The organism is Jatrophihabitans sp. (assembly GCA_036399055.1).
Taxonomy (GTDB): Bacteria; Actinomycetota; Actinomycetes; order Mycobacteriales; family Jatrophihabitantaceae; genus Jatrophihabitans_A.
The window spans coordinates 43,319-65,586 of the sequence record DASWNX010000018.1; the positions used below are offsets into that span (position 1 = coordinate 43,319).

Annotated in this window: 18 protein-coding genes; 7 read left to right on the forward strand and 11 right to left on the reverse strand. The window is 69.0% G+C overall.

Translation table 11 applies throughout. The features are described from left to right. The first annotated feature begins 19 nt into the window (after positions 1 to 19). Positions 20 to 1,999, forward strand: coding sequence for an FAD/NAD(P)-binding protein (locus VGB75_06945; GenBank protein HEY0166763.1), 1,980 nt, complete (start codon positions 20 to 22; stop codon positions 1,997 to 1,999). Continuing rightward, positions 1,996 to 3,399, forward strand: coding sequence for a 3-carboxy-cis,cis-muconate cycloisomerase (gene pcaB / locus VGB75_06950; protein HEY0166764.1), 1,404 nt, complete (start codon positions 1,996 to 1,998; stop codon positions 3,397 to 3,399). Before VGB75_06945 ends, pcaB begins: the two co-directional genes overlap by 4 nt. A 60-nt stretch (positions 3,400 to 3,459) precedes the next feature. Here pcaB and VGB75_06955 read toward each other — a convergent pair whose 3' ends face one another. From VGB75_06955 to VGB75_06975, 5 genes are read right to left on the reverse strand one after another with little or no spacing between them, the layout of a single operon-like run. Further along, positions 3,460 to 4,398, reverse strand: coding sequence for an amidohydrolase family protein (locus VGB75_06955; protein ID HEY0166765.1), 939 nt, complete (start codon positions 4,396 to 4,398; stop codon positions 3,460 to 3,462). A gap of 48 nt (positions 4,399 to 4,446) precedes the next feature. Further along, on the reverse strand, positions 4,447 to 6,351 hold the full coding sequence (locus VGB75_06960) for an anthranilate synthase family protein (protein HEY0166766.1): 1,905 nt from the start codon (positions 6,349 to 6,351) through the stop codon (positions 4,447 to 4,449). Beyond that, complete coding sequence (locus VGB75_06965) at positions 6,348 to 6,971, reverse strand: isochorismatase family protein (protein HEY0166767.1); 624 nt, start codon at positions 6,969 to 6,971, stop codon at positions 6,348 to 6,350. The genes VGB75_06960 and VGB75_06965 overlap by 4 nt, the downstream gene beginning before the upstream one ends. Before the next feature lie 39 nt (positions 6,972 to 7,010). Next, positions 7,011 to 7,790, reverse strand: a complete 780-nt coding sequence (locus VGB75_06970) for a 2,3-dihydro-2,3-dihydroxybenzoate dehydrogenase (protein ID HEY0166768.1) — start codon at positions 7,788 to 7,790, stop codon at positions 7,011 to 7,013. Positions 7,791 to 7,817: 27 nt separating this feature from the next. Continuing rightward, entirely contained in the window at positions 7,818 to 9,137 is a 1,320-nt protein-coding gene (locus tag VGB75_06975; GenBank protein ID HEY0166769.1) for a 3-deoxy-7-phosphoheptulonate synthase, read from the reverse strand. Positions 9,138 to 9,679: 542 nt separating this feature from the next. On the opposite strand from VGB75_06975, the gene VGB75_06980 reads away from it, so the two are divergent. From VGB75_06980 to VGB75_07000, 5 genes are all read left to right on the forward strand, one after another. Next, positions 9,680 to 10,720, forward strand: a complete 1,041-nt coding sequence (locus VGB75_06980; GenBank protein ID HEY0166770.1) for a ketoacyl-ACP synthase III — start codon at positions 9,680 to 9,682, stop codon at positions 10,718 to 10,720. A gap of 52 nt (positions 10,721 to 10,772) precedes the next feature. Next, positions 10,773 to 11,750, forward strand: a complete 978-nt coding sequence (locus tag VGB75_06985; protein HEY0166771.1) for an enoyl-CoA hydratase-related protein — start codon at positions 10,773 to 10,775, stop codon at positions 11,748 to 11,750. A gap of 8 nt (positions 11,751 to 11,758) precedes the next feature. After that, positions 11,759 to 12,529: an SDR family NAD(P)-dependent oxidoreductase gene (locus VGB75_06990; protein ID HEY0166772.1), complete on the forward strand. Its 771-nt coding sequence runs from the start codon at positions 11,759 to 11,761 to the stop codon at positions 12,527 to 12,529. A gap of 180 nt (positions 12,530 to 12,709) precedes the next feature. Then, on the forward strand, positions 12,710 to 13,648 hold the full coding sequence (locus VGB75_06995; GenBank protein HEY0166773.1) for an NAD(P)-dependent oxidoreductase: 939 nt from the start codon (positions 12,710 to 12,712) through the stop codon (positions 13,646 to 13,648). A gap of 555 nt (positions 13,649 to 14,203) precedes the next feature. Then, entirely contained in the window at positions 14,204 to 15,340 is a 1,137-nt protein-coding gene (locus VGB75_07000) for a transposase (GenBank protein ID HEY0166774.1), read from the forward strand. A gap of 31 nt (positions 15,341 to 15,371) precedes the next feature. Here VGB75_07000 and VGB75_07005 read toward each other — a convergent pair whose 3' ends face one another. The 6 genes from VGB75_07005 to VGB75_07030 all read right to left on the reverse strand — a co-directional run bounded on the left by VGB75_07005 (position 15,372) and on the right by VGB75_07030 (position 21,969). Further along, a complete protein-coding gene (locus VGB75_07005) occupies positions 15,372 to 16,352 on the reverse strand; it encodes an NADPH:quinone reductase (protein ID HEY0166775.1) in 981 nt (326 codons plus the stop codon). 92 nt (positions 16,353 to 16,444) lie between these two features. Beyond that, positions 16,445 to 17,125: a response regulator transcription factor gene (locus VGB75_07010; protein ID HEY0166776.1), complete on the reverse strand. Its 681-nt coding sequence runs from the start codon at positions 17,123 to 17,125 to the stop codon at positions 16,445 to 16,447. Between the two features lie 8 nt (positions 17,126 to 17,133). Further along, positions 17,134 to 17,832 (reverse strand): flavodoxin family protein, encoded by a 699-nt coding sequence (locus tag VGB75_07015; GenBank protein HEY0166777.1) that lies wholly within the window; start codon positions 17,830 to 17,832, stop codon positions 17,134 to 17,136. A gap of 10 nt (positions 17,833 to 17,842) precedes the next feature. Beyond that, positions 17,843 to 19,432, reverse strand: coding sequence for an FAD-dependent monooxygenase (locus VGB75_07020; protein ID HEY0166778.1), 1,590 nt, complete (start codon positions 19,430 to 19,432; stop codon positions 17,843 to 17,845). Beyond that, positions 19,429 to 21,003 (reverse strand): AMP-binding protein, encoded by a 1,575-nt coding sequence (locus VGB75_07025; GenBank protein HEY0166779.1) that lies wholly within the window; start codon positions 21,001 to 21,003, stop codon positions 19,429 to 19,431. Before VGB75_07025 ends, VGB75_07020 begins: the two co-directional genes overlap by 4 nt. Positions 21,004 to 21,102: 99 nt before the next feature. Continuing rightward, the gene (locus VGB75_07030) at positions 21,103 to 21,969 is read right to left on the reverse strand and encodes an arylamine N-acetyltransferase (GenBank protein HEY0166780.1); all 867 of its coding nucleotides are present in this window, start codon (positions 21,967 to 21,969) and stop codon (positions 21,103 to 21,105) included. Between the last annotated feature and the right edge of the window lie 299 nt (positions 21,970 to 22,268).

Consider the following 22,268-nt stretch of genomic DNA (forward strand, 5'->3'; position numbering starts at 1 on the left):
CTGAAAGGAACGTCAGCGTATGAGCGCCGACAACCAGTTCGAGGTCTGCATCGTCGGTGGCGGCCCGCGCGGGCTCTCCGTGCTGGAGCGCCTGTGCGCCAATGAGCGGGCGGTGAAGTCCTGCGCCAAGCTCGTCGTGCATATCGTCGACCCGGCAGCTCCCGGCTCCGGCGCGGTGTGGCGTCCTGAGCAGTCCGGCCATTTGCTGATGAACACGGTGGCTTCGCAGATCACCGTCTACACCGATGACAGCGCCTCGATCAGCGGGCCGATCGAGCCCGGGCCCAGCCTGTTCGACTGGGCGCAGAGCCTGGCGGACGTGGAAGAGTCAGCCGACTACGACAAGGCGACGCTGGAGGCGGCCCGGCTGCTGGGTCCTGACAACTACCCGACCCGGGCACTTTACGGGCGCTACCTTCGGGACAGCTTCAACCGGATCCTGGCCAACGCCCCGGAGCATCTGAGGTTTGAGGTGCACCGCTCGCGGGCCATCGCGATGGCCGACACCCACGGCGTCCCCGGCGGCCCGCAGGGGATCCGCCTCGAGGACGGCAGCCGGCTGCACGACCTGGACGCGATCGTGCTGGCGCAGGGCCACGTGCCCGCCAAGCTCACTCCGCGGGAGGCCCGCACGGCGAGCCTGGCCCGGATCCACTACCTCACCTACCTGACGCCGGCCAACCCCGCCGACCTGGACCTCAGCGTGGTCCAGGCGGGACAGAACGTCCTGCTGCGCGGGCTGGGTTTGAATTTCTTCGACCACATGGCGCTGTTCACCGTCGGCCGCGGCGGATCGTTCCAGCGCGAGGCCGGCCGGTTGACCTACCACCCCTCGGGGCAGGAGCCGAAGCTTTTCGCCTTCTCGCGGCGAGGTGTCCCTTACCACTCGCGCGGCCAGAACGAGAAGGGCGCCTACGGCCGGCACACCCCGAGGCTGCTGACCCCGGACCACATCGCGAAGTTGCGCAGCGCCTCCGACGAGCGGCCGGTCAACTTCGGCCGGGACCTGTGGCCCCTCATCGCCGTCGAGGTCGAGAGCGTGTACTACGCCACCCTGCTCACCAAGCACGGGCGCGGCGAGGAGGCCAGCGAGCTGACCGAGAGGTACCTGAGCCTGCCGCCGACAGCGGATCGGTCACACCTGCTCGCCGAGTACCGCATCCCCCGCTCGCAGTGGTGGAGTTGGCAGGAGTTGGCCAAGCCCTACGGCGATCGGGTCTTCACCGACCGGGAGGACTTCCGCGCCTGGCTGCTGGGCTATCTGGCCCGTGACGTCGAAGAGGCCGAGACCGGCAACCTCAGCAGCCCGTTGAAGTCGGCCCTGGACGTCCTGCGCGACCTGCGTAACGAGATCCGCCTCGCGGTGGATCACGCGGGGCTGGAAGGCAGTTCCCATCGTGACGATCTCGAAGGCTGGTACACGCCGCTCAACGCGTTCCTGTCCATCGGTCCGCCGTCCTCGCGCATCCAGGAGATGATCGCGCTCATCGAGGCAGGCGTCCTGGAGATCACCGGACCCGGCACCGAAGTCCGGATCGACACCGACAACCCGGCATTCGTGGCGCGTTCGACCGTCGTGCCCGGTCCGCCGATCCGTGCCACGGTGCTGATCGAAGCCCGGTTGCCCGAGCCCGACCTTCGTCGCACCGCCGATCCGCTGCTGGCGCACCTGCTGGAAACCGAGCAGGCGGCGATCTACCGGATACCCGGGCAATCAGGGATGGCCTATGAGACCGGGGGATTGGCGGTCACGAAGCGTCCGTATCACCTCATCGACGGCCAGGGCCGCGCTCATCCGCGCCGCTTCGCATACGGGGTGCCGACCGAGTCGGTCCACTGGGTGACGGCCGCGGGCATCCGGCCGGGAGTGGACTCGGTGATCCTCTCCGACTCTGACGCCATCGCGCGTGCGATCCTGGCGCTGCCGCCGGTGGCTGAGGTGCCCTTGGGGTTGCAACCGCCGACGGAGGAGACGGATCTGCTCGGCGTGCTGGTATGACCGGGCAACCCGCGTTCCTGATGGACGTGGGGTTGCTCTCACCGGCCCGGGCCGGCACGCCGATCGAGGCGCTGGTCTGCGATCAGGCGTGGTTGCAGGCGATGCTGGACGCCGAAGCCGCGCTGGCTCGGGCTCAGGCACGCCTTGGCGTCGTGCCGGAGTCCGCGGCCCAGGCCATCACGGCCGCCGCGCGAGCCGATCGGATCGACCTTCGGGCGGTAGCCCTGGCCGCCCGTGAGAACGCCAATCCGGTGGTGGCCCTGGTACGCGCGTTCACCGCCGTGGTGGCCCAGGACGATCCTGCCGCAGCCGAGTACGTGCACCGCGGCTCCACCAGCCAGGACATCTTCGACACCGGCGCCATGCTGGTCGCCGTCCGCGCGCTGCGGCTGATCCGGGCAGAGCTGGCCCGGACGATCGCCGCGCTTGCCGCGTTGGCCCAAGGCCATCGCGACACGGTCATGGCCGGCCGGACGCTGGGCCTGCACGCGGTTCCCACCACGTTCGGCCTCAAAGCCGCCGGCTGGCGTCAGCTGTTGCTGGCGGCCGACCAGCGACTGGCCGCGCTTGTCGAAGGCGGCCTGCCCTTCGCGCTCGGCGGAGCGGCCGGCACCCTGGCCGGCTACCTGGAGTACGCCAGCCTGGACAGTGAGAATCCGCCGCCGGAGCCGGCTGAGTACTTGGACCGGCTGCTCTCCGCGTTCGCGGCGGAGACCGGCTTGGCGCGGCCCCCGCTGCCCTGGCACGCGCTGCGCACGCCGATCGCGGACCTGGCCGCCGCGCTGACCTTGACGGCGGGCGCCCTGGGCAAGATCGCTGTCGATGTCCAGTCCCTGTCCCGGACCGAGGTCGGCGAGCTGGCAGAGCCCACGGTCGCCGGCCGGGGCGCGTCCTCGGCCATGCCGCACAAGCGCAATCCGGTGCTGTCGACCCTGGTGCGCAGCGTCGCCATCCAGGTGCCGGCGCTGGCCGCCGGGTTGACCTACTGCCTGCTTTCGGAGGACGAGCGCTCGGCAGGGGCCTGGCACGCGGAATGGCAACCGCTGCGGGAGTGCCTGCGGCTCACCGGCGGCGCCGCGCACACGGCTGCCGAGCTAGTCGAGGGCTTGACGGTGCTGCCGGAGACAATGCGATCCAACCTCGGCCTGACCGGCGGCCAGGTGGTGTCGGAGCGGATCGTCGCCGTGCTGACTCCGCTGCTGGGCAAGGCCGAGGCCAGGCGCCGGCTGGACGAGGCATCCCGGACCGCCAGCGACGCCGGGCGCGCCCTGGACGAGGTGCTGGCCGACGACGAGGAGATCTCAGGGCTGCTGACGGCTCAGCAGCTGGCCCAGCTGTGCGATCCCGCTCGCTACACCGGTATGGCAGGCCCGCTCGTCGACGGCGCGCTGCGGGGCTGACCCGGCTGCCATCGCAGGCCCGCGCCCGCCCACCGGCTCGGCGCGCCCGGCCGGGCACGCTCAGCGGCCGCCGCCTGCCAACCGGGGGAACAGCGCCTCGGCATTGGCGCGTTCGATCCGGACGCGGGACTCGGCGTCCATGGGATAGGCGTCGAAGAGGCCGTCGAAGTAGTCGATGGCGAACTCCGGCGCGTAAGGCCAGTCGCTGCCGTACATCAGCCGTTGCGGGTCGGCGAAGGCGAGCAGGCTCGGCAGCGCGGCCGGGGAGCCGCACAGGCCGGTGTCGAAGTAGAACTGGCGCAGGGTCTGCAGAGCGGCGCCCGGATCGCCGCCCTGCGCGATCACGGGCGCGACGCGGTAGGCCTGGTACGGAAGGAAACCGCCACCGTGCGGCAGGATGAACTTGATGCTCGGGTACCGGCTCAGCGCCCCGGTCATCGCCAGGTTGACCGCGGCCCGGGTGGTGTCGAACGGGTAGTCCACGGCGACCGGCGGCAGGCCGGCGACACCCCCGCCGGGAAGCTCGCCCGGGTGGACCAGCACCGTCGCCGAGCGCGCCTCCAGCGCGGCCAGCAGCGGCTCGAAGGCGGGGTCGCCGAGGTAGAGGCCGCCGCTGTTGGCGAACAGGATGACGCCGTCGGCCTGCAGCTCGTCGAGGGCATAGCCGGCCTCGGCGACCGCGCCCTCGACGTCGGGAAGCGTCACCGTGGCGAAGAAGCCGAAGCGGTCGGGCGCCGAGGCGACCACTTCAGCGGTGTAGGAGTTGATCTCGCGGGCCTTGGCCCGGGCCTGCTCGTCATCGCCGAGATGCACCCCGGGCCCGGACAGCGAGAGCAGCGCGGCGGCGATACCGTGCCGGTCCATCACCGCCAGCGCCTGCTCCTTCGACCAGGACGGCAGCGGCGCTCCCTCGGCGCCGAGGCCCTGCTCACGCAGCCAATCGCCGTAGCCGGGGGGGATGATGTGGTGGTGAACGTCGATTCGGTTGGCGGTAGGCAACGGCGTCTCCTCTTCCAGCGGTGTCACACGGCGGCTAGCAGGGTGAGGTTAGCCCGGTGAGAGCACCCGGTCGGTCAGGGCGGCGCGTAGCAGGCCGGCGATGATGCCCGGCCCGTCCTGGGTCAACACCGACTCGGCGTGGAACTGCACGGAGGCGAAGCCGTGCCCGCGCAGGGCATGCACCTCACCTGTCTCGACCTCACGGCTGATCTCGATCAGCCCGAGGCTGGGATGGTCGAGTTTGTCCTCGCTGCTCAGGGCCGCGAACGCGTTGTAGAAACCGACTCGTTCCGGCGTGCCGAAAAGGTCGATGCTCAGTTGCAGCCCCTGGTTGGGAACCGCTCGGCGGACCAGGCTGAGACCCAGCTGCATGCTCAGCACCTGGTGGCTCAGGCACACCGCCAGCAGCGGCCGCCGGTCCTGGATCAGCCGGCGCATGGCAGCGTGCATATGGGCGATCTTGGGATCGTTGAGGTCTCGGGGGTCTCCGGGGCCCGGACCCATCACGACCAGGTCATAGCCCTCGAAGTCATAGGGCTGATCGAACCTGCGCACCGTGACGTCCAGGCCCATCGCGCACAGCTGGTTGTCGAGCATCGAGGTGAACGTGTCCTCGGCGTCGACTACCAGCACCCGGCGGCCGGCGAGCTCAGGATCGGCCGTCGCGCGCCCGGTCTCGCTGGTGCGCCAGAACTTGGCGATGAGCGAGTTCCGCTCTGCCAGCGCGGTCTGGACCCGGGGGTCGGCGCCGAAGCGGGCGGCGGTGTTGGCCTGCAGCGCCGTGATGAGGCTGGCAGCCTTGGCCCGGGTCTCGAGCACCTCGTCCTCGGGCCGGGAGTGCCGGACCAGAGTGGCGCCGACCCCGACTCGCAACCGCCCGGTCGAGTCGATCTCCGCGCTGCGTATGAGGATGGCCGAGTCCAGCGTGGCCTCTCCTTGCTCGTCGCGGCCGATGAGGGCGATAGCGCCGCTGTAGTAGCCGCGGCCTTCGGGCTCGTAGCGGCTGATGACCCGGCATGCGCTCTCCAACGGGCCACCGGTCACCGTGGGCGCGAACATCGTCTCGCGCAGGACGTCGCGTGGGTCGAGGACGCTATGGCCCTCGATGAAATACTCGGTGTGGGCCAGCTGCGCCATCTCCCGCAGGTAGGGCCCGACCACCCGGCCGCCACCGGAGCAGATCTGAGCCATCATCTTGAGTTCCTCGTCGACGACCATGTACAGCTCGTCGGTCTCCTTGGCGTCGGTGAGGAACTTCAGGACGCCGTCCAGGGTCGCCCCTGATGCCGGGTAGCGGTACGTGCCGCTGATCGGATTCATCATGGCGGTCCCGCCGCGCATGCTCACGTGCCGCTCCGGCGTCGCGCCGACAAAGGTGCGCCCGCCGGCATGGACGATGAATGTCCAGTAGGCGCCGGACTCCCGCGCCAGCAGCCGCGAGAACAGAACCAGCGCGCTCTGCGGCGTGTACTCGCTGATGTCGGCCACGAAGGACCGCTTGATGACGAAGTTGGCGCCCACGCCCTCGCCGATCTCGTTGACCAGGACCCGACGCACCGTCTCGGCGTAGGTGGCGTCGTCGATGTCGAATCCTGCGACGGTGAGGCTGATCGGGGCGTCGTCGATCCGATCGGTCAGCTGCCCGCGGGTCACGGTCGCCTGGCTGGTGACCGTCATCGCGATCAGCGGCGCTCCGTCGTCGACGCAGCTGTATCCGCGTTCGGCTATCTGGCGGTACGGGATGACCGCGAGCACCTCGTGCCGGGGCCCGGTCAGGCTGTCATGTGCCGGCCGGGGAAGCTCGGCTAGCGATCCGGGCAGGCTCACATCACCGAGCAGGACGGTGAGGGTGTTCCTGCCGGTGGCCTCGGGACGAAAGAGAACGGCGAACGGCGGGGGGTCGGGGCAGAAGATCTGATCCAGCACCTCGCTGCCCACAGAGACAACACTCATGCGAAAATCTCTTTCGAGCTCAGCACCACGGCGCACGTGCTGGCCGCGTACTCCAGCGCCAGCAGATGGTGCCGCTCGCTGAAGTCGGCCACCGCGTCGGCGACCAGGAAGGTCTCGATGTCATGGCTGTAGGCGTCGACGGCGGTCATCAGCACTCCGATATGGGCATAGACCCCGCAGAGGATCAGCTGATCACGGCCGTGCTGGCGCATCGTGCTCAGCAGGTCGGAGCGGTGGAACGCGCTGTAGCGCCACTTGGTGAAGCTCCAGTCATCCTCTCCGGGAGCGAGCGGTTCGACGACCTTGCGGTCGGTTTCGGACGCCCGCATGCCCTTGCCCCAGAAGGCGTTGAGCAGCCCGCGCTGCTCCGGGGACATGTCACCAGGCTGCGCGGTGTAGCCGACCGGCACGCCCAGCGCAGCGCACTGCTGGCGCACCTGCGCCGCGTTGGACACCAGTTCACCCCGCAGCTGCTCGGGAAGAGGGCGCAGGAAGAAGCGCTGCATGTCATGCAGCAGCAACACCGACCGGTCGGGGTCTGGCACCCACGTGGCGATGTTGGTGGGCAACTTGTCGACTGTCGGTTGGAAGTAGTTAGCGATGGTCGGGATTCCGGCCATAAGGTCCTCTTTTCGCCGCGCGTGGCTTGAATGGGGCGGTCACACGCCGAGAGTGGCGCCGCCGTCGACTGTGAGTTCGTGCATGGTGATATGGCCGGCACGGTCGGACAGCAGGAACGCCACCGCGTCGGCGATGTCGGACGGGCGGGCCAGCTTGCGCAGCGGAATGCCCACCTTGTAAGCGTCGAGGTTGCCCTCCAGGGTCGCCTTCGGTCCGTTCTCGTCGTGCCACATCGACTGCAGCATGGGGGTGTCGGTAGACCCCGGCGCCACGAGATTGCAGCGGATTCCATACTGGGCCACCTCAAGGCCGAGGCTTTTGGTGAACATGGTGGCCGCTGCCTTGGAAGCGCAGTAGGCCGACATCTCCATCCTCGCGACACTGGCGGCGTTGGACGCGACGGTGACGATCGCCCCGCTCCGTCGCGGGATCATCCGGTTGACCACCGCCCGGCACATCAGGAAGACGCCGGTGGCGTTGACCGCGAAGGTGTCATGCCAGTCGGTGTCGCTGAGGGAGCGCGCCGGTCCCATCCGAAGCACGCCCGCGGCGTTGACGAGATAGTCCAGCGGGCCCAGGCGGTTCTCGATCTCCTCGACCGCGGCCTGCACCTGCGCGGAGCTGGTCACGTCCGCGGGAAACGCCTCGGCCCGGATGCCGTCGGCCGACATCTTGGCGACGACGGCCTCCAGCCGATCGCGGTCCCGGTCCACCGCGGCGACGGTCACACCGGCCTGGCCGAGTGCCCACGCCACGGCTTCACCGATCCCGCTGGCTGCGCCGGTCACGACCGCTGTCTTGTTGTCCATGCTTTCCATCGCTCCGCCTTGCCTAATATGCCGCCGCTACCGGTGTGCTGGCGCCAACCGGGTTGCCGCCGGAGCCAGCCGGGCCTGGCCGGCCATCCGGCGCCCGGATCCCGCCGTCTGCAGCTCGGGGTCGGCCGGCTCGCCGGTCGCGAACTCGGCTTCGACACAGGCGGTGAGCTCGGACTCGGACTGCCATGCCGAGGCGACCAGCAGAGCCTGTTCCGCTGTCAGCCGCGGATCGCAGAATGAGGTGTAGTTGTAGGGGACTTCGTGCACCGCGGCCTCGTTCGCCACGCACTCGCTGACGTTGTTGGGAGTGGTCTCCAGATGCAGCCCACCCGGTGTGCCGCCGCTGGCGCGAACCGCGATCTGGAAGTCGCGAACCTCGCGAATGATCGACTCCAGGTAGCGGGTCTTGAGTCCGCATGGCGCCCTGACCGTGTTGGCGTGCATCGGGTCACTGAGCCAGATGACCGGATGGCCGGCGGCTCGGACAGCTCTGATCAGAGGTGGCAGCAAGGTGCTGACGGAGTTCGCGCCCATCCGGGCGATGAGGGTCAGCCGGCCCGGAACCCGGTCCGGGTCCAATCGCTGGCACAGGGCCAGCAGGTCCTCGGCCGTCATGCGTGGTCCGACCTTGCAGGCGACCGGGTTGACCAGCCTTGCCAGCAGCGCGACGTGGGCGCCGTCCAACTGCCGGGTGCGGTCGCCGATCCAGGGCCAGTGCGTCGAGGTCAGCAGCAGCTTGCCGTCCTCGGCAGGCCGCAGCATCGGAACCTCGTAGTCGAGCAGCAGGGCCTCGTGGCTGGTCCAGATCGGGCCTTGGGACACCGGGGGCGCCGCCGCGTCGCGCCAACCCAGGTGATCCATGACCTGGCTGGCGGCGGAGTGCCCGGACAGCATGTGCTGAGGATCGGGCCGTCGGGCCTCGAGAGTGGGCATCGGCCGGTTGACCAGGTGGCCTCGGTAGGGCGGCAACACCAGGCCGCCGACCTCTTCGGTGTTCATCGAGCGCGGCTTGCAGAACTGCCCGCCTATCCGGCCGACCCGCAGGACCGGGCGATGGGTGGTGAGGGTCATCGTGGCGGCGAGCAGGTCGAGCAGGGCCGCCTTGCGCAGCACGCTGGTCCGGTCGCACTCCTCGGGGTCCTCGGCGCAGTCGCCGCTCTGCACGACGTGGGCGCGCCCGTCAGCGACCCGAGCCAGGAGCGCACGCAGGGCAGCCACGTCCTCGGCACGCACCAGCGGCTGCTTGCCCGACAGCTGCTCGCGGACCCGCAACACCTGCGGGAGGTCCTCCCACTGGGGTTGCTGCGCCGCGGGTGCTGACCCCGCGTCGAACAGGGCGCTGTCCACTTAGCCTCCAAATAGCTAGGGACCAACGGTCGGCTGCCGATCCGAGGCGGAGGGCAGCCGAACACGAGACAGGGTGGTTCCTCGCGTTGTCGTTAGGAAAGTGAAAATCACGTGCTCGGAGAGCGCGTCAATGAGCCCTGACCATAAACACGAGCGGTTGAGGGATACAACAATTCACCCCCAAATATCGCAAGTTCTTTCGGCGCATCGGGTGGGGTACCCAATAGGGGCGCCTGGTGGCGCATTATTCGGCCACCCCGTCGGGTGGTGGAGATAGAGCACTCTGATTGCCCTTCAGGTAGCAGTCATCCGCGCCGACCATGGTTGTCGTCCGGTCCGGCTGGCCGGATTTGTCCCAGCAGGGGCAATCGGGTGACAACTCGCCCGTCGCGGCCGCACCGTCTCGATCGCCTTCCGGCGAGCCGGGACCGCCAGCCATACGAGGACAGGCTCGCTCGTGTTCGGAGTCCCGCGATCTCGGCTTAGTCGCCGATTCCAGGCCGAGAGCCACCGTTTACGACTGCTACGAGGAGCTCTTCACCATGCAAGACATGACACAGGGCATGAGCTACGGAGTCGGGATCACCGCCATCGGAGGCCGGATTCCCGAGCTCGTAGTGACCAATGCCGACCTCGAGAACCGACTGCAGACGACCGACGCCTGGATCAACGAGAACATCGGCATTCAGACCCGGCACTGGTCCGCGCCTGAAGAGGGGACCTCAGACCTCGGCGCCGCGGCGCTGGTCGACGCCTGCCAGCGAGCCGGCGTGGACCTTGACTCGATCGACCTGGTGATCTGCGGGACGTACACGCCCGACCACATGATTCCGGCCGCGGCGGTCGCCATCATGCGCAAGGTGGGCATGCGCGACGTGCCCGGCTTCGACGTCAACAGCGGTGGCTGCCCCGGCGGCGTCTTCGCGCTGGACGTCGGGGCCAAGTTCGTCGCCTCCGGACAGTACCGGCGGGTGGCCGTGGTGCTCTCCGACGTGACCACCAAGCTCTTTGACCCCGAGGACCGCACGGTCGGGGTCATCTTCGGTGACGCGGCGGCCTGCTACCTGCTCGAGCCCACCCGGCCCGGGGTGGGGCTGTCCTCGGCCCTCATGCGCAGTGACCCCACCACGTACGAGACTGCCTTTGTCAAAAGGGAAAAGCGCAGCTGGCCGGACGGCAACCCGAAGCAGACGCACTTCGGCGACAACTTCTGCTACATGCACGGCCGCTCGGTTCGGGACTACGCGCTCGACCGCATCCCCGACTTCGTCGAGGAGCTGGTGAAGAACAGCGGGCTGGTGATGGACCAGATCGACCTGGTGATCTTCCACCAGGCCAACTACCACCTGATTCACACGCTCATGGAGCGGATCGGGTTGCCGGCGGAGAAGACGCACACGACGGTGCAGCGACTGGGCAACACCTCGGGCTCGGGAGTCCCCCTGGCGCTGCGTGAGGCCCTGGACGAGGGTCGGGTGAAGCCCGGTGACGTGGTGGCCCTGGTCGCCTTCGGCGCCGGCATGAGCCACGGCGGCACGATCATCCGGTGGCCTGAGGCCGAGGATTACGTCCGGCCCTGGTGAGCCCGCTGTCCCGGACGACAGCAGCCACCAACCGCTTCGGGAGGAGCCGCGCATGACCGCAGCCGACGCCGCCACCGCGGCCGCGCTGACAGCAGCCGACACCGCGGCCGGTCACGGCGAGCGCGACAGCGACAGCGACAGCGTGGTGTTCAGTCGGCTGAGCGTGAGGTATCAAGCTGGGCTCACCCACCTCATGCTCAACCGGCCGCACCGGCGCAACGCCATCGACCTCGAGCTGGCCCGGGAGATCTTGGCCGCCACGCTGCTGGAGCGCACCGCCGCCAGCCGTTGTGTGCTGATCTCAGGCGCCGGCGACCATTTCTGCGTGGGCGGGGACCTCAAGAGCTTTCTGGGGCAGCCGGACCTGCCGGAGCACCTCGGCGCCGTCACCGGCTACCTGCATGCGGCGATGGCGCGGCTGGCGGCGATGCCGGCGCCGCTGGTCGTGGCGGCCCAGGGCCACGTGGCGGGCGCCGGCCTGGGGCTGGCCTGCCTGGGCGATGTGACGGTGACCGAGTCGGGCAGCACGTTCCGCTCGGCCTACGCGGCAATCGGACTTTCCCCTGACGCGGCGACGAGTTACCGGCTGCCTCGGTTGCTGGGCCTGCGCCGCGCGCAGCGGATGACCCTGGCCGGTTACGTGCTGCCGGCCGAGGAGGCGGTGGACTGGGGGCTGTGCACCGAGTCCGGGCCGCCCGGCTCGGCTCTGAGCCGGGCCCGGGCGATCGCCGAGCAACTGGCTCAAGGCCCGACCCAGGCATACGGTGAGACCAACCGGCTGCTGGCCGAGTCCTCGCGGCGCTCGCTCGCCGAGCAGCTGGAGGACGAGTCGCTGACCCTCAGCAGGGTCGCCAGGACCCCCGACGCCGCCGAAGGCATCGCGGCGTTCCTCGCGCGCCGGACGCCTGGCTTCACAGGTGCGGCGTCCCGGCCGGTCTCCGACGACGCCGCCTGCCGCGGACGGCCGGTGTCCTTGCCCAGACCGCCCGTGAGCGGGCAAGAGCAGCCGATGAGCGGGCAGGAAAGGTAGCGGACAGCATGGACATCGTGGGCAACGTCGCACTCATCGCCGGTGGCACCTCCGGTCTCGGGCTGGCAGTGGCCCGGCGGCTGCTTGACGCCGGGGGGCAGGTGGTGCTGATGGGCCGCTCGGCCGAGCGGGCCGAGAAGGCTCAGGCCGAGCTGGGCCGCGACGTCTGTTTCGTGGCCGGCGATGTGAGCGAGTCGGCGGACGTGCAGGCCGCTGTCGAGGCCGCTCAGCGGCTGGGCCGGCTGGGCATCGCGGTCACCTGCGCCGGAGTCGCCAGGACCGGAAGCGTGCTCGGCCGCGAGCAACCCTTCGCGCTCGAGGAGTTCGACCACATCGTGCGCATGAACCTGATGGGCACGTTCAACGTGGTCCGGCTGGCGGCTCAGGCCATGTCGGCCAACACCCCCCAGCTCGGCGATCGGGGTGTCATCGTCTGCACGTCCTCCATCGCCGCCTACGACGGTCAACGGGGCCAGGCGGCGTATGCGGCGTCCAAGGCCGGCATCGTCGGCATGACCCTGCCGCTGGCTCGCGACCTGGCCCGGCACGCGATCCGCGTCATGACGGTGGCGCCGGGTTTGTTCGAGACCCCGATGCTGGGTGAGCTGCCCGATGAGGCGCGCGACGCGCTGGTGCGCCAGACGCCGCACCCCAGGCGATTGGGCCAAGCCGACGAGTACGCCTCGCTGGTGGCTCACATCGTGGAGAACTCGATGCTCAACGGCGAGGTCATCCGGCTGGACGGCGCCATGCGGCTGGGTGTGTCCAGCCGGTCCTGAGCAGAGGACCGGGAGTGGGTCGCAATTACGGAATGCGTTACACTCGCTCCGGTATTAGCACTATATGGGCTCTCACAATGACAGGCAGACGTGTCACGGCCTGGGGCTTTGAACGCCAAAGGTGAGTCGCCATAATCCAGGTCCCCGGTCAGCTCCGGGGCGGTAATCCCGGAGGGGATCATGCGAGTTCTTGTAGCGGGCGCGACCGGAGTCATCGGCAGGCAGTTGGTCCCGGTGCTCATATCGGCCGGCCATGAGGTCGTCGCGGTGTCGCGGGGTCGTAGCCAGGCGCCGGATCAGGTCGGCGTGACTGCTGTGGTCGCCGACATCCTGGACCGCGGCGCCATCACCCGGGTGGTGCGCGAGCAAGCGCCCGACGCCATAGTCCATATCGCCACCGCCATCCCGGCCGAGATCAACCCCAAGAAGCTGGCCGCTGACTTCGAGGCCACCAATCGGCTGCGTACCGAGGGCACTCGTAACCTGATCGAGGCGGCCTCGGAGGCCGGGGTGGGCCGAGTCGTCACCGAGGGCCTGGCCTACGCCTATGACCCCAGTTCCAGCACGCCGGCCGCCGAGGGCGCTCCGCTGTGGCAGGCCCCCCCGAAGCAGTTCGCCCCGGTGCTCGAAGCTCTGCAAGAACTCGAGCGGCTCACCGCCCAAGCCAACGGCTTGGTGCTGCGGTTCGGCCACCTGTACGGTCCGGGTTCGATCTACGCCAGCGACGGCTCCTTCGTCAACCAGGTGAGGGCCGGCAAGGTTCCGCTGGTCGGCGGTGGCACCTCCACCTTCTCCTTCACCCATTCATACGACGCGGCGACTGCCATTCTGGCGGCGGTGCAGAGCCATGGAACTGGCAGCCTGAACATCGTCGACGACGAGCCGGCGCAGATGAGCGTCTGGCTGCCGGTGCTGGCTGACATCCTCGGCGCGCGCAAGCCCAAGGGCGCGCCCGCCATGATGGCCAAGCTCGCCGTGGGCGACTGGGGCGTGGCGTTCATGACCAAGTTGCGTGGCGCGGACAACTCCAACGCCAAGCGCAGCCTTGATTGGCAGCCGAAGTACACCTCCTGGCGGACCGGTTTCGTCAGCGAGCTGCAGAACGGCAAGAACGGCTGATCCGCTCGGCGCCGGGGTGGCTGCTTGGCCTCGGCGCCGGTCACGGCGGCTTGGCGCCGCCGTCGCCGTCGCGTAGTGCTCACCGGTTGGCCGCTCACCAGCGGCCAACCGGTTTTCGTCTGTGCCGCCGAGCGCGCGGATTCTTGCGGCTGCGCGAGGTTTCCTTTGATGAGGCAGCTCCCTGCTGTTGAATAGAATTTTTGCTTGCGAGACTGCACCGTTGTGCTGCTGACGCTGTCGAGCACTGGTTGACAGAAGGCTTGCCTAATGCTTTAGGTGGGTAGTCACCACCGATTTGATATTGCTGATGTGTGGTCAGCATGGGCGCACTGTTAATGACGTGCTCCCTTACTCAAAATGTGTGACTCCTATGCCAAAAAGGCGTAGGCTGCTTTAAAATCCCAGAACTATCCGGATCCTCCTTCTCTAGACATTGCCTCGTCCCCTCCGAGCTAAGGCTGTGATGGCGTGCACGCTGCCGTGGTGTCTGCAAGTAATGCACGATCGGTGCACAAGTCGATGCACGCCACCGAATCTCGCGACATTCTTTCCGAGATGTCGGGTTTGTTATTTGCTTCCCTTTCTCGCAGCGACCAGCGCCGTAATGGGATGCAATATCTGCAGGGTCTGCTCGAAGTAGAGGGTCGCAAGTCGATTCGAAATATCGCGACCGCTGCCAACGCTCAGGCCAACGAGCAGAGCCTGCACCATTTCATCAACAGCTCGACGTGGGATTGGCGGACCGTCCGGCGCGCGCTGGCGGAGTACCTGCTGCGCACGGCCTCGCCGCAGGCGTGGGTCGCGTGCCCGATGGTCATTCCGATCACCGGCAGCCACACGGTGGGGGTGGACCGGCGCTTCGTGCCCGCGCTCGGGCAGACGCTCAACGTTCAGCAGGCCATCGGCGTCTGGTCGGCCTCAGACCAGCTGAGCAGCCCGATATCGTGGCGGCTGCACCTGTCGCAGGCCTGGCTGCGCGACGCCTCCCGCCGCAACAGGGCTGCGATCCCCGATCATGTCCCCGCCGAGTCCCTGGTCGACTGCACGATCGCGGCCATCCTGGACGTGGCGCAGAACTGGAACCTGCCGGTCCGTCCGGTCGTCTTCGACGGCTGCGACGCGGACGCGGTGAAGATCATCCGCAGGCTTGAGGCCGTGCGGGTGCCGATGCTGGCGCGGATCAGCGGCAATATGCCGCTGAGCGTCGCCGAGCCCTCGCTGGTCGGCCTGATCGCTCAGCCGTTGACTGCCAGCCAGATCCTGGCCGGTTCCAGGGATCTGCGACGTCTGGTGGCCTGGACCGACGAGCACTCCGAAACGGTCAAGCGAACCAGTGTGGTGAGCGCCGTGCGCGTCCGGATACCCGCGCGTTACCCCCGTCCCAGGCACGGCGAGCGCGGCGCCGGCCGTGGCGAGATGATCCTCATCGGCGCCGGCGTGCCCGGCCGCCGTTGGCCCACCGAGTACTGGCTGACCGACGTGGTCGACGCGCCGCTCAGCACGCTGTTCCGGCTGAGCCGGCTGCTGGACCGGGTAGAACGCGACACCACCGAGATCGGCGATCAGGTCGGCATCCGCGACTTCCGCGGGCGTTCCTTCGACGGCTGGCACCGGCACGTGACACTGGCCTCCTCAGCGCACGCCATCGCCGCGCTGTCCCGGCGTGCCGAGCGCGCCAGTTGCGTTTCCTGACTGACCGAGCCGCGATCGGCGGTCGAGTCACTCAGGTGAGGATGCGCAGCACGGTCCGCCGGCCGTGCAGCCGGCCGTCCTCCACGCTCCGATGCGCCTGCGCGGCGTCGGCCAACGGCGCCTGCTCGATCGCCCGTGCCCGTAGCAGGCCGGTCGCCATCAGCTGATTGAGCCGACGCGCGGCCTCGGCCAACTCCGCCGACGTGGCATGGGAGATCGCGAAACCGCGGATGGACCCGTCCTTCATGTACAGCGTTCCAGCCGGAAGGACGGGACGGCTGCGGGCGCCGGCCAGCAGCACGATCCGGCCCCGGTGCGCAAGGGCGTCCACGGCGGTGGCCAGGTCGTTGACGCCCGAGGTGTCGACGAACACGTCCACGCCAGGTGGGCTCAGCCGACGCAGCTGGCCGGCCAGATCCGGCTGGCGGTAGTCGAGCACTTCCGAGGCGCCGAGGGACCGGCAGTAGTCGGCGTCGCAGTCCCGAGCGGTGGCTATGACCGTTGCCCCGGCCTGGACCGCCTGCACCACCAGCGCGGCGCCGACGTTGCCGGCCGCTCCGGCCACCAGAACCGTCTCACCGGCCCGGAGCCGGCCGTGGGTGTTGAGCGCGAGGTAAGCGGTGGCGCCCGGATGGATGACGGCGACCGCCTCGGCGGCGGGGACTCCTTCGGGCAGGTGATAGAGCCGTTCGGCGCTCACGACGGCCTGTTCGGCCGCGGCGCCTTGCCGGCCCCCGTAGCCGAGGCTGTTGCACCAGACCCAGTCGCCGACGGCGAAGCCGGTCGACGAGTCGCCGACCGCGGCGACGACGCCGACCAGGTCGCGGCTTATGACCAGTGGAAAGATCGGCGGGCTGGGGAAGAGCCCTGAACGCACGAACGTGTCCACTGGATTGACGGTGCTGTAGTGCACATCGACGAGCACGTCGGTGGGACCGGGTGCAGGCGCGGGCAGCTCTCCGTGCCGGATGGACTCCGCGGGTCCGAAGGAGGTGATGTAGGCAGCGCGCACAAAGCTCGATTCTGGCAGCATCGGATGGGTTGCCACCGGTCAGCGGCAGATGTCTGTCAACTTCTGACCCCACCGCGCCGGTGAACGCCGGCTCAGTCCCCTTGCGGGATCAGCCCATCCTGAATCGCGACGGCTACGGCGAGCGTGCGGTTGGGCGCGTTGAGCTTGGCGAGCAGGTTCGTCACGTGCCGCTTGACCCCGTGCTCGGAGATGTCCATCCGCCGGGCGATCTGCTTGTTGCTCAGGCCCTGGGCCAGCAGGCCGAGCACCTCGCGCTCCCGTGAGGTCAGGCAGATGGGTGGTGCGATGCGTGACGCGCCGGCCACCCGGGTCATCAGCGCGCGGGCCAGCTCGCTGGGCAGCAGCATGCCTCCGACCGCGAGCCGGTCCATCGCGGCCTGCAGGACCTCGACCGTGGCGTCGTCCTGCATGAGAAAACCGTGCGCGTTGAGCATGATCGTCTCGTCGATGGCGGCCAGGTCCAGGTCTTCAAGCAGCAGCACCATCTGGGCGCTGTGCGTGAGCACGGCCTGCATGAGGGGTAGCGCGGCCGGTCCGGTGCCGTGGCACAGGACGACATCCGGACGGTGGGTGGCGAGCTTGGCGATGGCCTCCTCCTCGCTGGCGCACGTGCAGACGTCGCCGACGGTGGCCACGGCGCCGAGCATGCTGGCGATGCCGTGGCGCACCAGGTCGTTCTTGATGACCACGAGCGCGGTGAGCTGCTGGATGCTCTGCTCGAGCCCGGGGTAGACGTGGCTGTCAAGTGTCATGAGTGCGCTCACGATTCCTTAAAGAGCGAGGACGGCCTGGTGGTGACGTCCCTCTTCTGTCCGAACAACCCTGCGGTGCTGTGGGCGCTGTGCCGGAGCGGACGTGCGACGGTTTCGCTGGGCTGCCGAGCCCGGGTGTCGGCGAAGGCGCCGGCCACCTCGGCGACGCGCTTGCCGAGGTGCAGCGCGGTGTCGGCGTCAGCCTGGGACACCGCTTCCGGACCCTCATCGGTGTTGACCTGGGCGCCGGCGCCGAGGGTGATGCCGAGCCGGTTCAAGTCCTGGATCGAGCCCCGGGTGGAGCTCCAGCCGGGCAGCAGGTCGAGGTTCACCCAATGCATGCCGTGCTGGGCGGCCAGAATCGTGAAGTACTGCAGGGTGTGCAGCTTGTCACCGCTCATGGCCCCGGCGATGGTGAAGCCGGCAGCGAGCTTGTCGCGCCACGCCCGAGCGGCCCAGCGACCGGCCGTCGACTCGGCGAAGACGTGGAATGCGGCAGAGGCCGTTCCCATGAACGTCGGCGCTCCGAAGACGATGGCGTCGGCGGCGTCGAGCTCGGCCCACTGCGCGTCGTCGATCAGGTCCACCCGGACCACCACGGCCCGGGCGCCGGTCTCCTCCACACCGGCGCGCACTGCCTCGGCCAGGACCGCGGTGTGCCCGGAACGGGAGTGGTAGGCGATCGCGACGGTGCAGCGGTCTCTCATTCGTTTCTCCTCAGCCGGCTACCGGGACGGCGGGCATGAGCGCGAGGTCGAGTTCGGCGCGAAGCCGGTCGAGGTCGCGCTCGTGCCCGTGGGCGGCGATATGACCGTCGGGGCGCACCAGGTAGTACCCGGGCCGCTGGCACTCCAGCTCCGCCGGCTGCGCCTGCAGCCGGACCACCCGCAACCGCGGGCGCCGCGCCGTGAGCCAGGAGGGGTCGTTCGGCCAGCCGGCGTCCGCGGCCGGCGGCAGCACGAGGAGGGTCCACGCCAGCGGGTCGGCGTCGGGACCGCAGATGCCGTGCTCCAGCGCCAGCCGGCGCGGGAACACCGTGCCGACCCGCACGCCACTGGGAAGCCGGCTTCGCAGGGCGCACCCGCTCAGGCGGGAGGGCTGTTGGGTCTGGCGGGTCGGAGGGTAGGCCAGCCGGCGGCCGGCCATGACCGGCGCGTACCAGCGCGACACCGCGCCGGTCGCGTCGAGCAGCCGGAAGGCCGCGTCGCGGGCCAGCAACTTCGCCCGACCGCTCACCATCCAGGCTCTGGTCTGCACGTCGGTGTCACGCACGATCCGCCGGGTCGCCTCGGACCGCTCCGGCCCGTAGCTCAGCAGCAGCGAGCTGGGTGACTCGCCGCGAATCACGGCAGCGAGCTTCCAGGCGAGGTTGTGCGCGTCCTGCAGGCCGTTGTTCATGCCCTGACCACCGGCGGGGCTGTGCACGTGCGCGGCGTCTCCCATGAGAAACACCCGACCTCGCTGGAAATCAGTGGCGTGGCGGGCATGCACCCGGAAGATGGTCTGCCAGACCGGCTCGGCTATCCGGACCCCCCGCGGTCCCCGGTCATCGATCACCGACTGCATCATCTCGACGCTGACCTCGCTCACGCTCGGCGGCACGATGGTCAGAAAGCGGAACACGCCGCCGGGCGCCGGCACGATGACCAGCGTTCCGCTGGCAGCCTGGTAATAGTGGATCTCGTCCGGCGGCAGGTACCCCTCGATCCGCGCGTCGACGAGGGCGAAGGCGCGCTCGTAGGTGCTTCCCGCGAAGCCGGAGCCGATCTGGCCGCGGACCGTGCTGCCGGCGCCGTCAGCGCCGATCACGAAGGGCACCCGGACTCGCTGCACTCCGCCGTCGGCGTGCTCGAGCAGCACCGTGACGCCGTCGGTGCGGTCGATCTGACCGGAGAAGTCGACGTCGTCGATGCACAGCAGCCGCACCCCCCGTTCGGTCTTGCCGCCGAGGGAGTGCAACCGCTCGGTGAGCAGCCGTTCGGTCTCGGGCTGGGGCAGTATCCGCGAGGCCAGCTCGGGGGCGAATCCGAAGGTGGCCAAAGCCTTCCGGTCGGAGTGGTAGCTGAAGGCGTTGACCTGAACCGAGGCCTGCCGGATGCCCTCGCCCACGCCGAGATCGGTCAGGATGTCCAATGCCCGCGGCCAGAGCGAGAGAGCCTTGGGCACGCTCAAGGGCTCGGCAGCCCGGTCGATGACGCGAACCCGGACACCGCGTCGCAGCAGCTCAGCGGCTGCCATCAGGCCGGTCGGACCGCTGCCGACGACCAGGACGTCGCAGTCTGCGAGTGAGGGGGTTGAGCCGATCACGCATTCTGCCTCAGTCGCGCGTGGAGCTGGCGGGCAAGCTCGCTTCGCTGCACCTTCATCGTGGCGGTTCTCGGCAGCTCGCTGAGCGACATCTGGATCGGCGGCGCCAGCTGCGGGAAGTCGGCGACGGCCAGCTGCCACCGGTCCGGATCCAACGGCAGGTCCTGCCGGGTGCACACCACCGGAAGCGGCTCCTGATTCGGGCCGGCTACCAGGACCAGCTCGGTGACCTCGGCGAGCCTGGACAGCACCGCGTCCTCCACGGCCAGGGTGCTGTGCACGTTGGGAATCTGGTCGACTTCCCGGTCGAGCAGGTGAAGGCAACCCAGCCTGCCCCGGTAACCGACATCCATGCCGCGCCACCAGCGGCCGTCGGTCTGCCTGTCGAACCGCTCCTGCTCGCCGTAATAGGTCACAGCCCGTCCGACCGTGAAGACCTCGACGTAGCCAGGGTTCTCTTTCGACGGCGGCTTGCCGTCGCGCGAGACGATCCGGAACTTGCTGATGCCGGGCATCGCGTAACCGAGGCAGCGGCCGTTGGCCTTGTGCGCGTTGCGCCTGGTGTAACCGCGACCGACCAGCGGCCCGCACTCGCTCTGCCCGTAGATCTGGAAGAAAAACGGCATGCGTCGTTGGGAGGCCTGCAGCAGACGGTCCATGGTCCCGGGGTGGATGGCGTCGAAAGTGGTGCTGAAGTACTTGACGTTGGCCAGCGGCCGGCGCGGGTCCTCGACCAACGGCTCCCACTCCATGAAGGAGTTGGGATGGGTCTCCAGGAATCCCGGGCGGGTGCGGGCGAAGAGCTCGGCGACCTTGTCCGGCTCGCCGTCGTTCATGATGACCAGCGGCATCGCGCGGGGCAGCAGCACCGCCATGGCCAGATACATCCGGGAGTGCACGTAGGACACATGCACCGCGACGGTTTCTCGTTTACGGATAAGGGACATCAGCCGGCGTTGGGGACGGAACCGGCCCCGCAGGGTTCTGGCCGAGTGCACCACCAGCTTGGGCAGTCCGGTGGTGCCCGACGTGTGAGTCATCAGCGCCGGCTCGTCCGGGTGCGGGTAGATCGGCCGCCGCCGGGGTGAACCGGCCAGCTCGGCCAGGCTGACGGCGCCGTCGCGGGATCCGCTGGCCAGCATGATCGCCGAACTGAGCTCGGTCAGCGGCTCGTCAGCGAGCGAGCCGTCGAGCTTTGCCTCGTCGGTGATGAGGTAAGGCCTGTCAAGCCGGCCCAGCAGGGCAGCGACGCTGTCGCCGTCGAGGGCGGGGGACAGCATGACCGGCACCGCCCCCAGCCGCGCCACCGCGCTGGCCAGGATGTAGATGTCGAAGTTGCTCGCCTTGTGGATCGCGACCTGGTCGCCGGTGCGGACGCCAGCCGCCCACAGCCGGGACCCGAAGTCCTCGACGTGCCGAGCGAGCTCGGAGACGGTGAGCTCCCGGCCGGCGTCGGGCAGGATGTCGAGGTCGTGATCCAGCGTCAGCGGGGTGCTGCCATGCTTGGCCGCGGCGTTCTCAGCGACGGCGCCCAGGTACAAGCCCTGCTTGCTGGCGGGAAAGCTGAGCATAGGTGTCTCTCTCTGCTGAGATACGTTGCCGAGCACGGGCCGACAGCCGGTCGGGCGCGGTCCAGATCAGGTTGCCGGGGCGGGGCCGCCCCGGCAGGCTCACGCGGTGCCCGGCGCGACCGCGTAGTGCTCACGCAGGAACTGCTGGTCACCGGCGTCGAGCTTGATCCCGAAGGTGTCGCGCATCTCCTGCACGATCTCCTCGCCTGTCAGCTCCCGGCGCTCGGAGGTGCCGTCGGGATACGTCGTCATCAGGACGTTCTCCTTGAGCACCTGCCGCACCTTCTCATCGCCTCGCTGCACCACCAGCTTGCCGACGAAGATCGACTTGGGGTCGGCGTAGGAGAAGTGGTTGATCATGTCGAAGTCGATGGGGAAGTGCGCTTCGAGTCGGAACGAGTAGACGTCGAACCAGCCGTCGGCGTGCAGGCTGCGCAGAACCCAGTCCTCGCCTTCCTGGTCCAGTCGCCACGTCCAGTCAGCCACGGTCAGGGTTGCCCCGTCGGCGAACCGGATCGGCTCCAGCGGGCTCTCGTCGCCGAAGCCGGGGTCAGCCATCCACAGCTCGCCGTCCGCCTCGACCAGCAGCACCGCATGCGACCGGGTGCGGATCTGGTCGCTGCCACGGCGGACCCGGGCGATGTGGCGCACGAGCGGAAAACCGAGTCGGTCCAGCGCGGCGGCGAACAACAGGTTGGTCTCCAGGCAGCATCCGCCGCGGCCGTCCCGCACGATCTTCTGCTGCGTCGTGGGCAGATCCAGGGCGACGTGCCGGCCGGCCGTCATGTCCAGGATCTCCCAGCTGATCGACGTGGCATGCGCTCGGTGGATGCCACGCAGCGTCTCGAACGTGGTGTCCCGAGGTCCGCTGTAGCCGGTGCGGGCGAAGTAGGCGTCCAGGTCGAGCGCGTCGGCGCCCCACTCCGGGCGCGATCCGGCAGGAGCAGGCAGAACAGCGCTATCCACGTGAATGACCTCTCAGTGTGGTTCGTCGAGTGCGTTACCGACCTGCGAACCACGGTGTGTCGCCTTCGGGGGCCTTCGTGAGATTTCGCAGGGCAGTGGCAGTCTGCGATAGCGGTCTAGAACGTGCCAATACCCGAGCCCGACAATAAGTCAGGTGTGGAGAAATCCATCAGGTCGAGGGGCGACGGCTTCACCCCAGCCACATCTGCGTCGCACGCCGGCCCAGCCGGCTGCGCCTGGCCAAAGCGTCCGGTGGTCGCCGGTCCGATCCGGATTTGCCAGGCCTGCAAGCAAAAACG

Coding starts and splice junctions, on each gene's coding strand:
- VGB75_06945 (HEY0166763.1), top strand. CDS start 20: ATGAGCGCCGACAACCAGTTCGAGGTCTGCATCGTCGGTGGCGGCCCG.
- pcaB (HEY0166764.1), top strand. CDS start 1,996: ATGACCGGGCAACCCGCGTTCCTGATGGACGTGGGGTTGCTCTCACCG.
- VGB75_06960 (HEY0166766.1), bottom strand. CDS start 6,351: ATGAGTGTTGTCTCTGTGGGCAGCGAGGTGCTGGATCAGATCTTCTGC.
- VGB75_06965 (HEY0166767.1), bottom strand. CDS start 6,971: ATGGCCGGAATCCCGACCATCGCTAACTACTTCCAACCGACAGTCGAC.
- VGB75_06970 (HEY0166768.1), bottom strand. CDS start 7,790: ATGGAAAGCATGGACAACAAGACAGCGGTCGTGACCGGCGCAGCCAGC.
- VGB75_06980 (HEY0166770.1), top strand. CDS start 9,680: ATGCAAGACATGACACAGGGCATGAGCTACGGAGTCGGGATCACCGCC.
- VGB75_06985 (HEY0166771.1), top strand. CDS start 10,773: ATGACCGCAGCCGACGCCGCCACCGCGGCCGCGCTGACAGCAGCCGAC.
- VGB75_06990 (HEY0166772.1), top strand. CDS start 11,759: ATGGACATCGTGGGCAACGTCGCACTCATCGCCGGTGGCACCTCCGGT.
- VGB75_06995 (HEY0166773.1), top strand. CDS start 12,710: ATGCGAGTTCTTGTAGCGGGCGCGACCGGAGTCATCGGCAGGCAGTTG.
- VGB75_07000 (HEY0166774.1), top strand. CDS start 14,204: ATGTCGGGTTTGTTATTTGCTTCCCTTTCTCGCAGCGACCAGCGCCGT.
- VGB75_07010 (HEY0166776.1), bottom strand. CDS start 17,125: ATGACACTTGACAGCCACGTCTACCCCGGGCTCGAGCAGAGCATCCAG.
- VGB75_07015 (HEY0166777.1), bottom strand. CDS start 17,832: ATGAGAGACCGCTGCACCGTCGCGATCGCCTACCACTCCCGTTCCGGG.
- VGB75_07025 (HEY0166779.1), bottom strand. CDS start 21,003: ATGCTCAGCTTTCCCGCCAGCAAGCAGGGCTTGTACCTGGGCGCCGTC.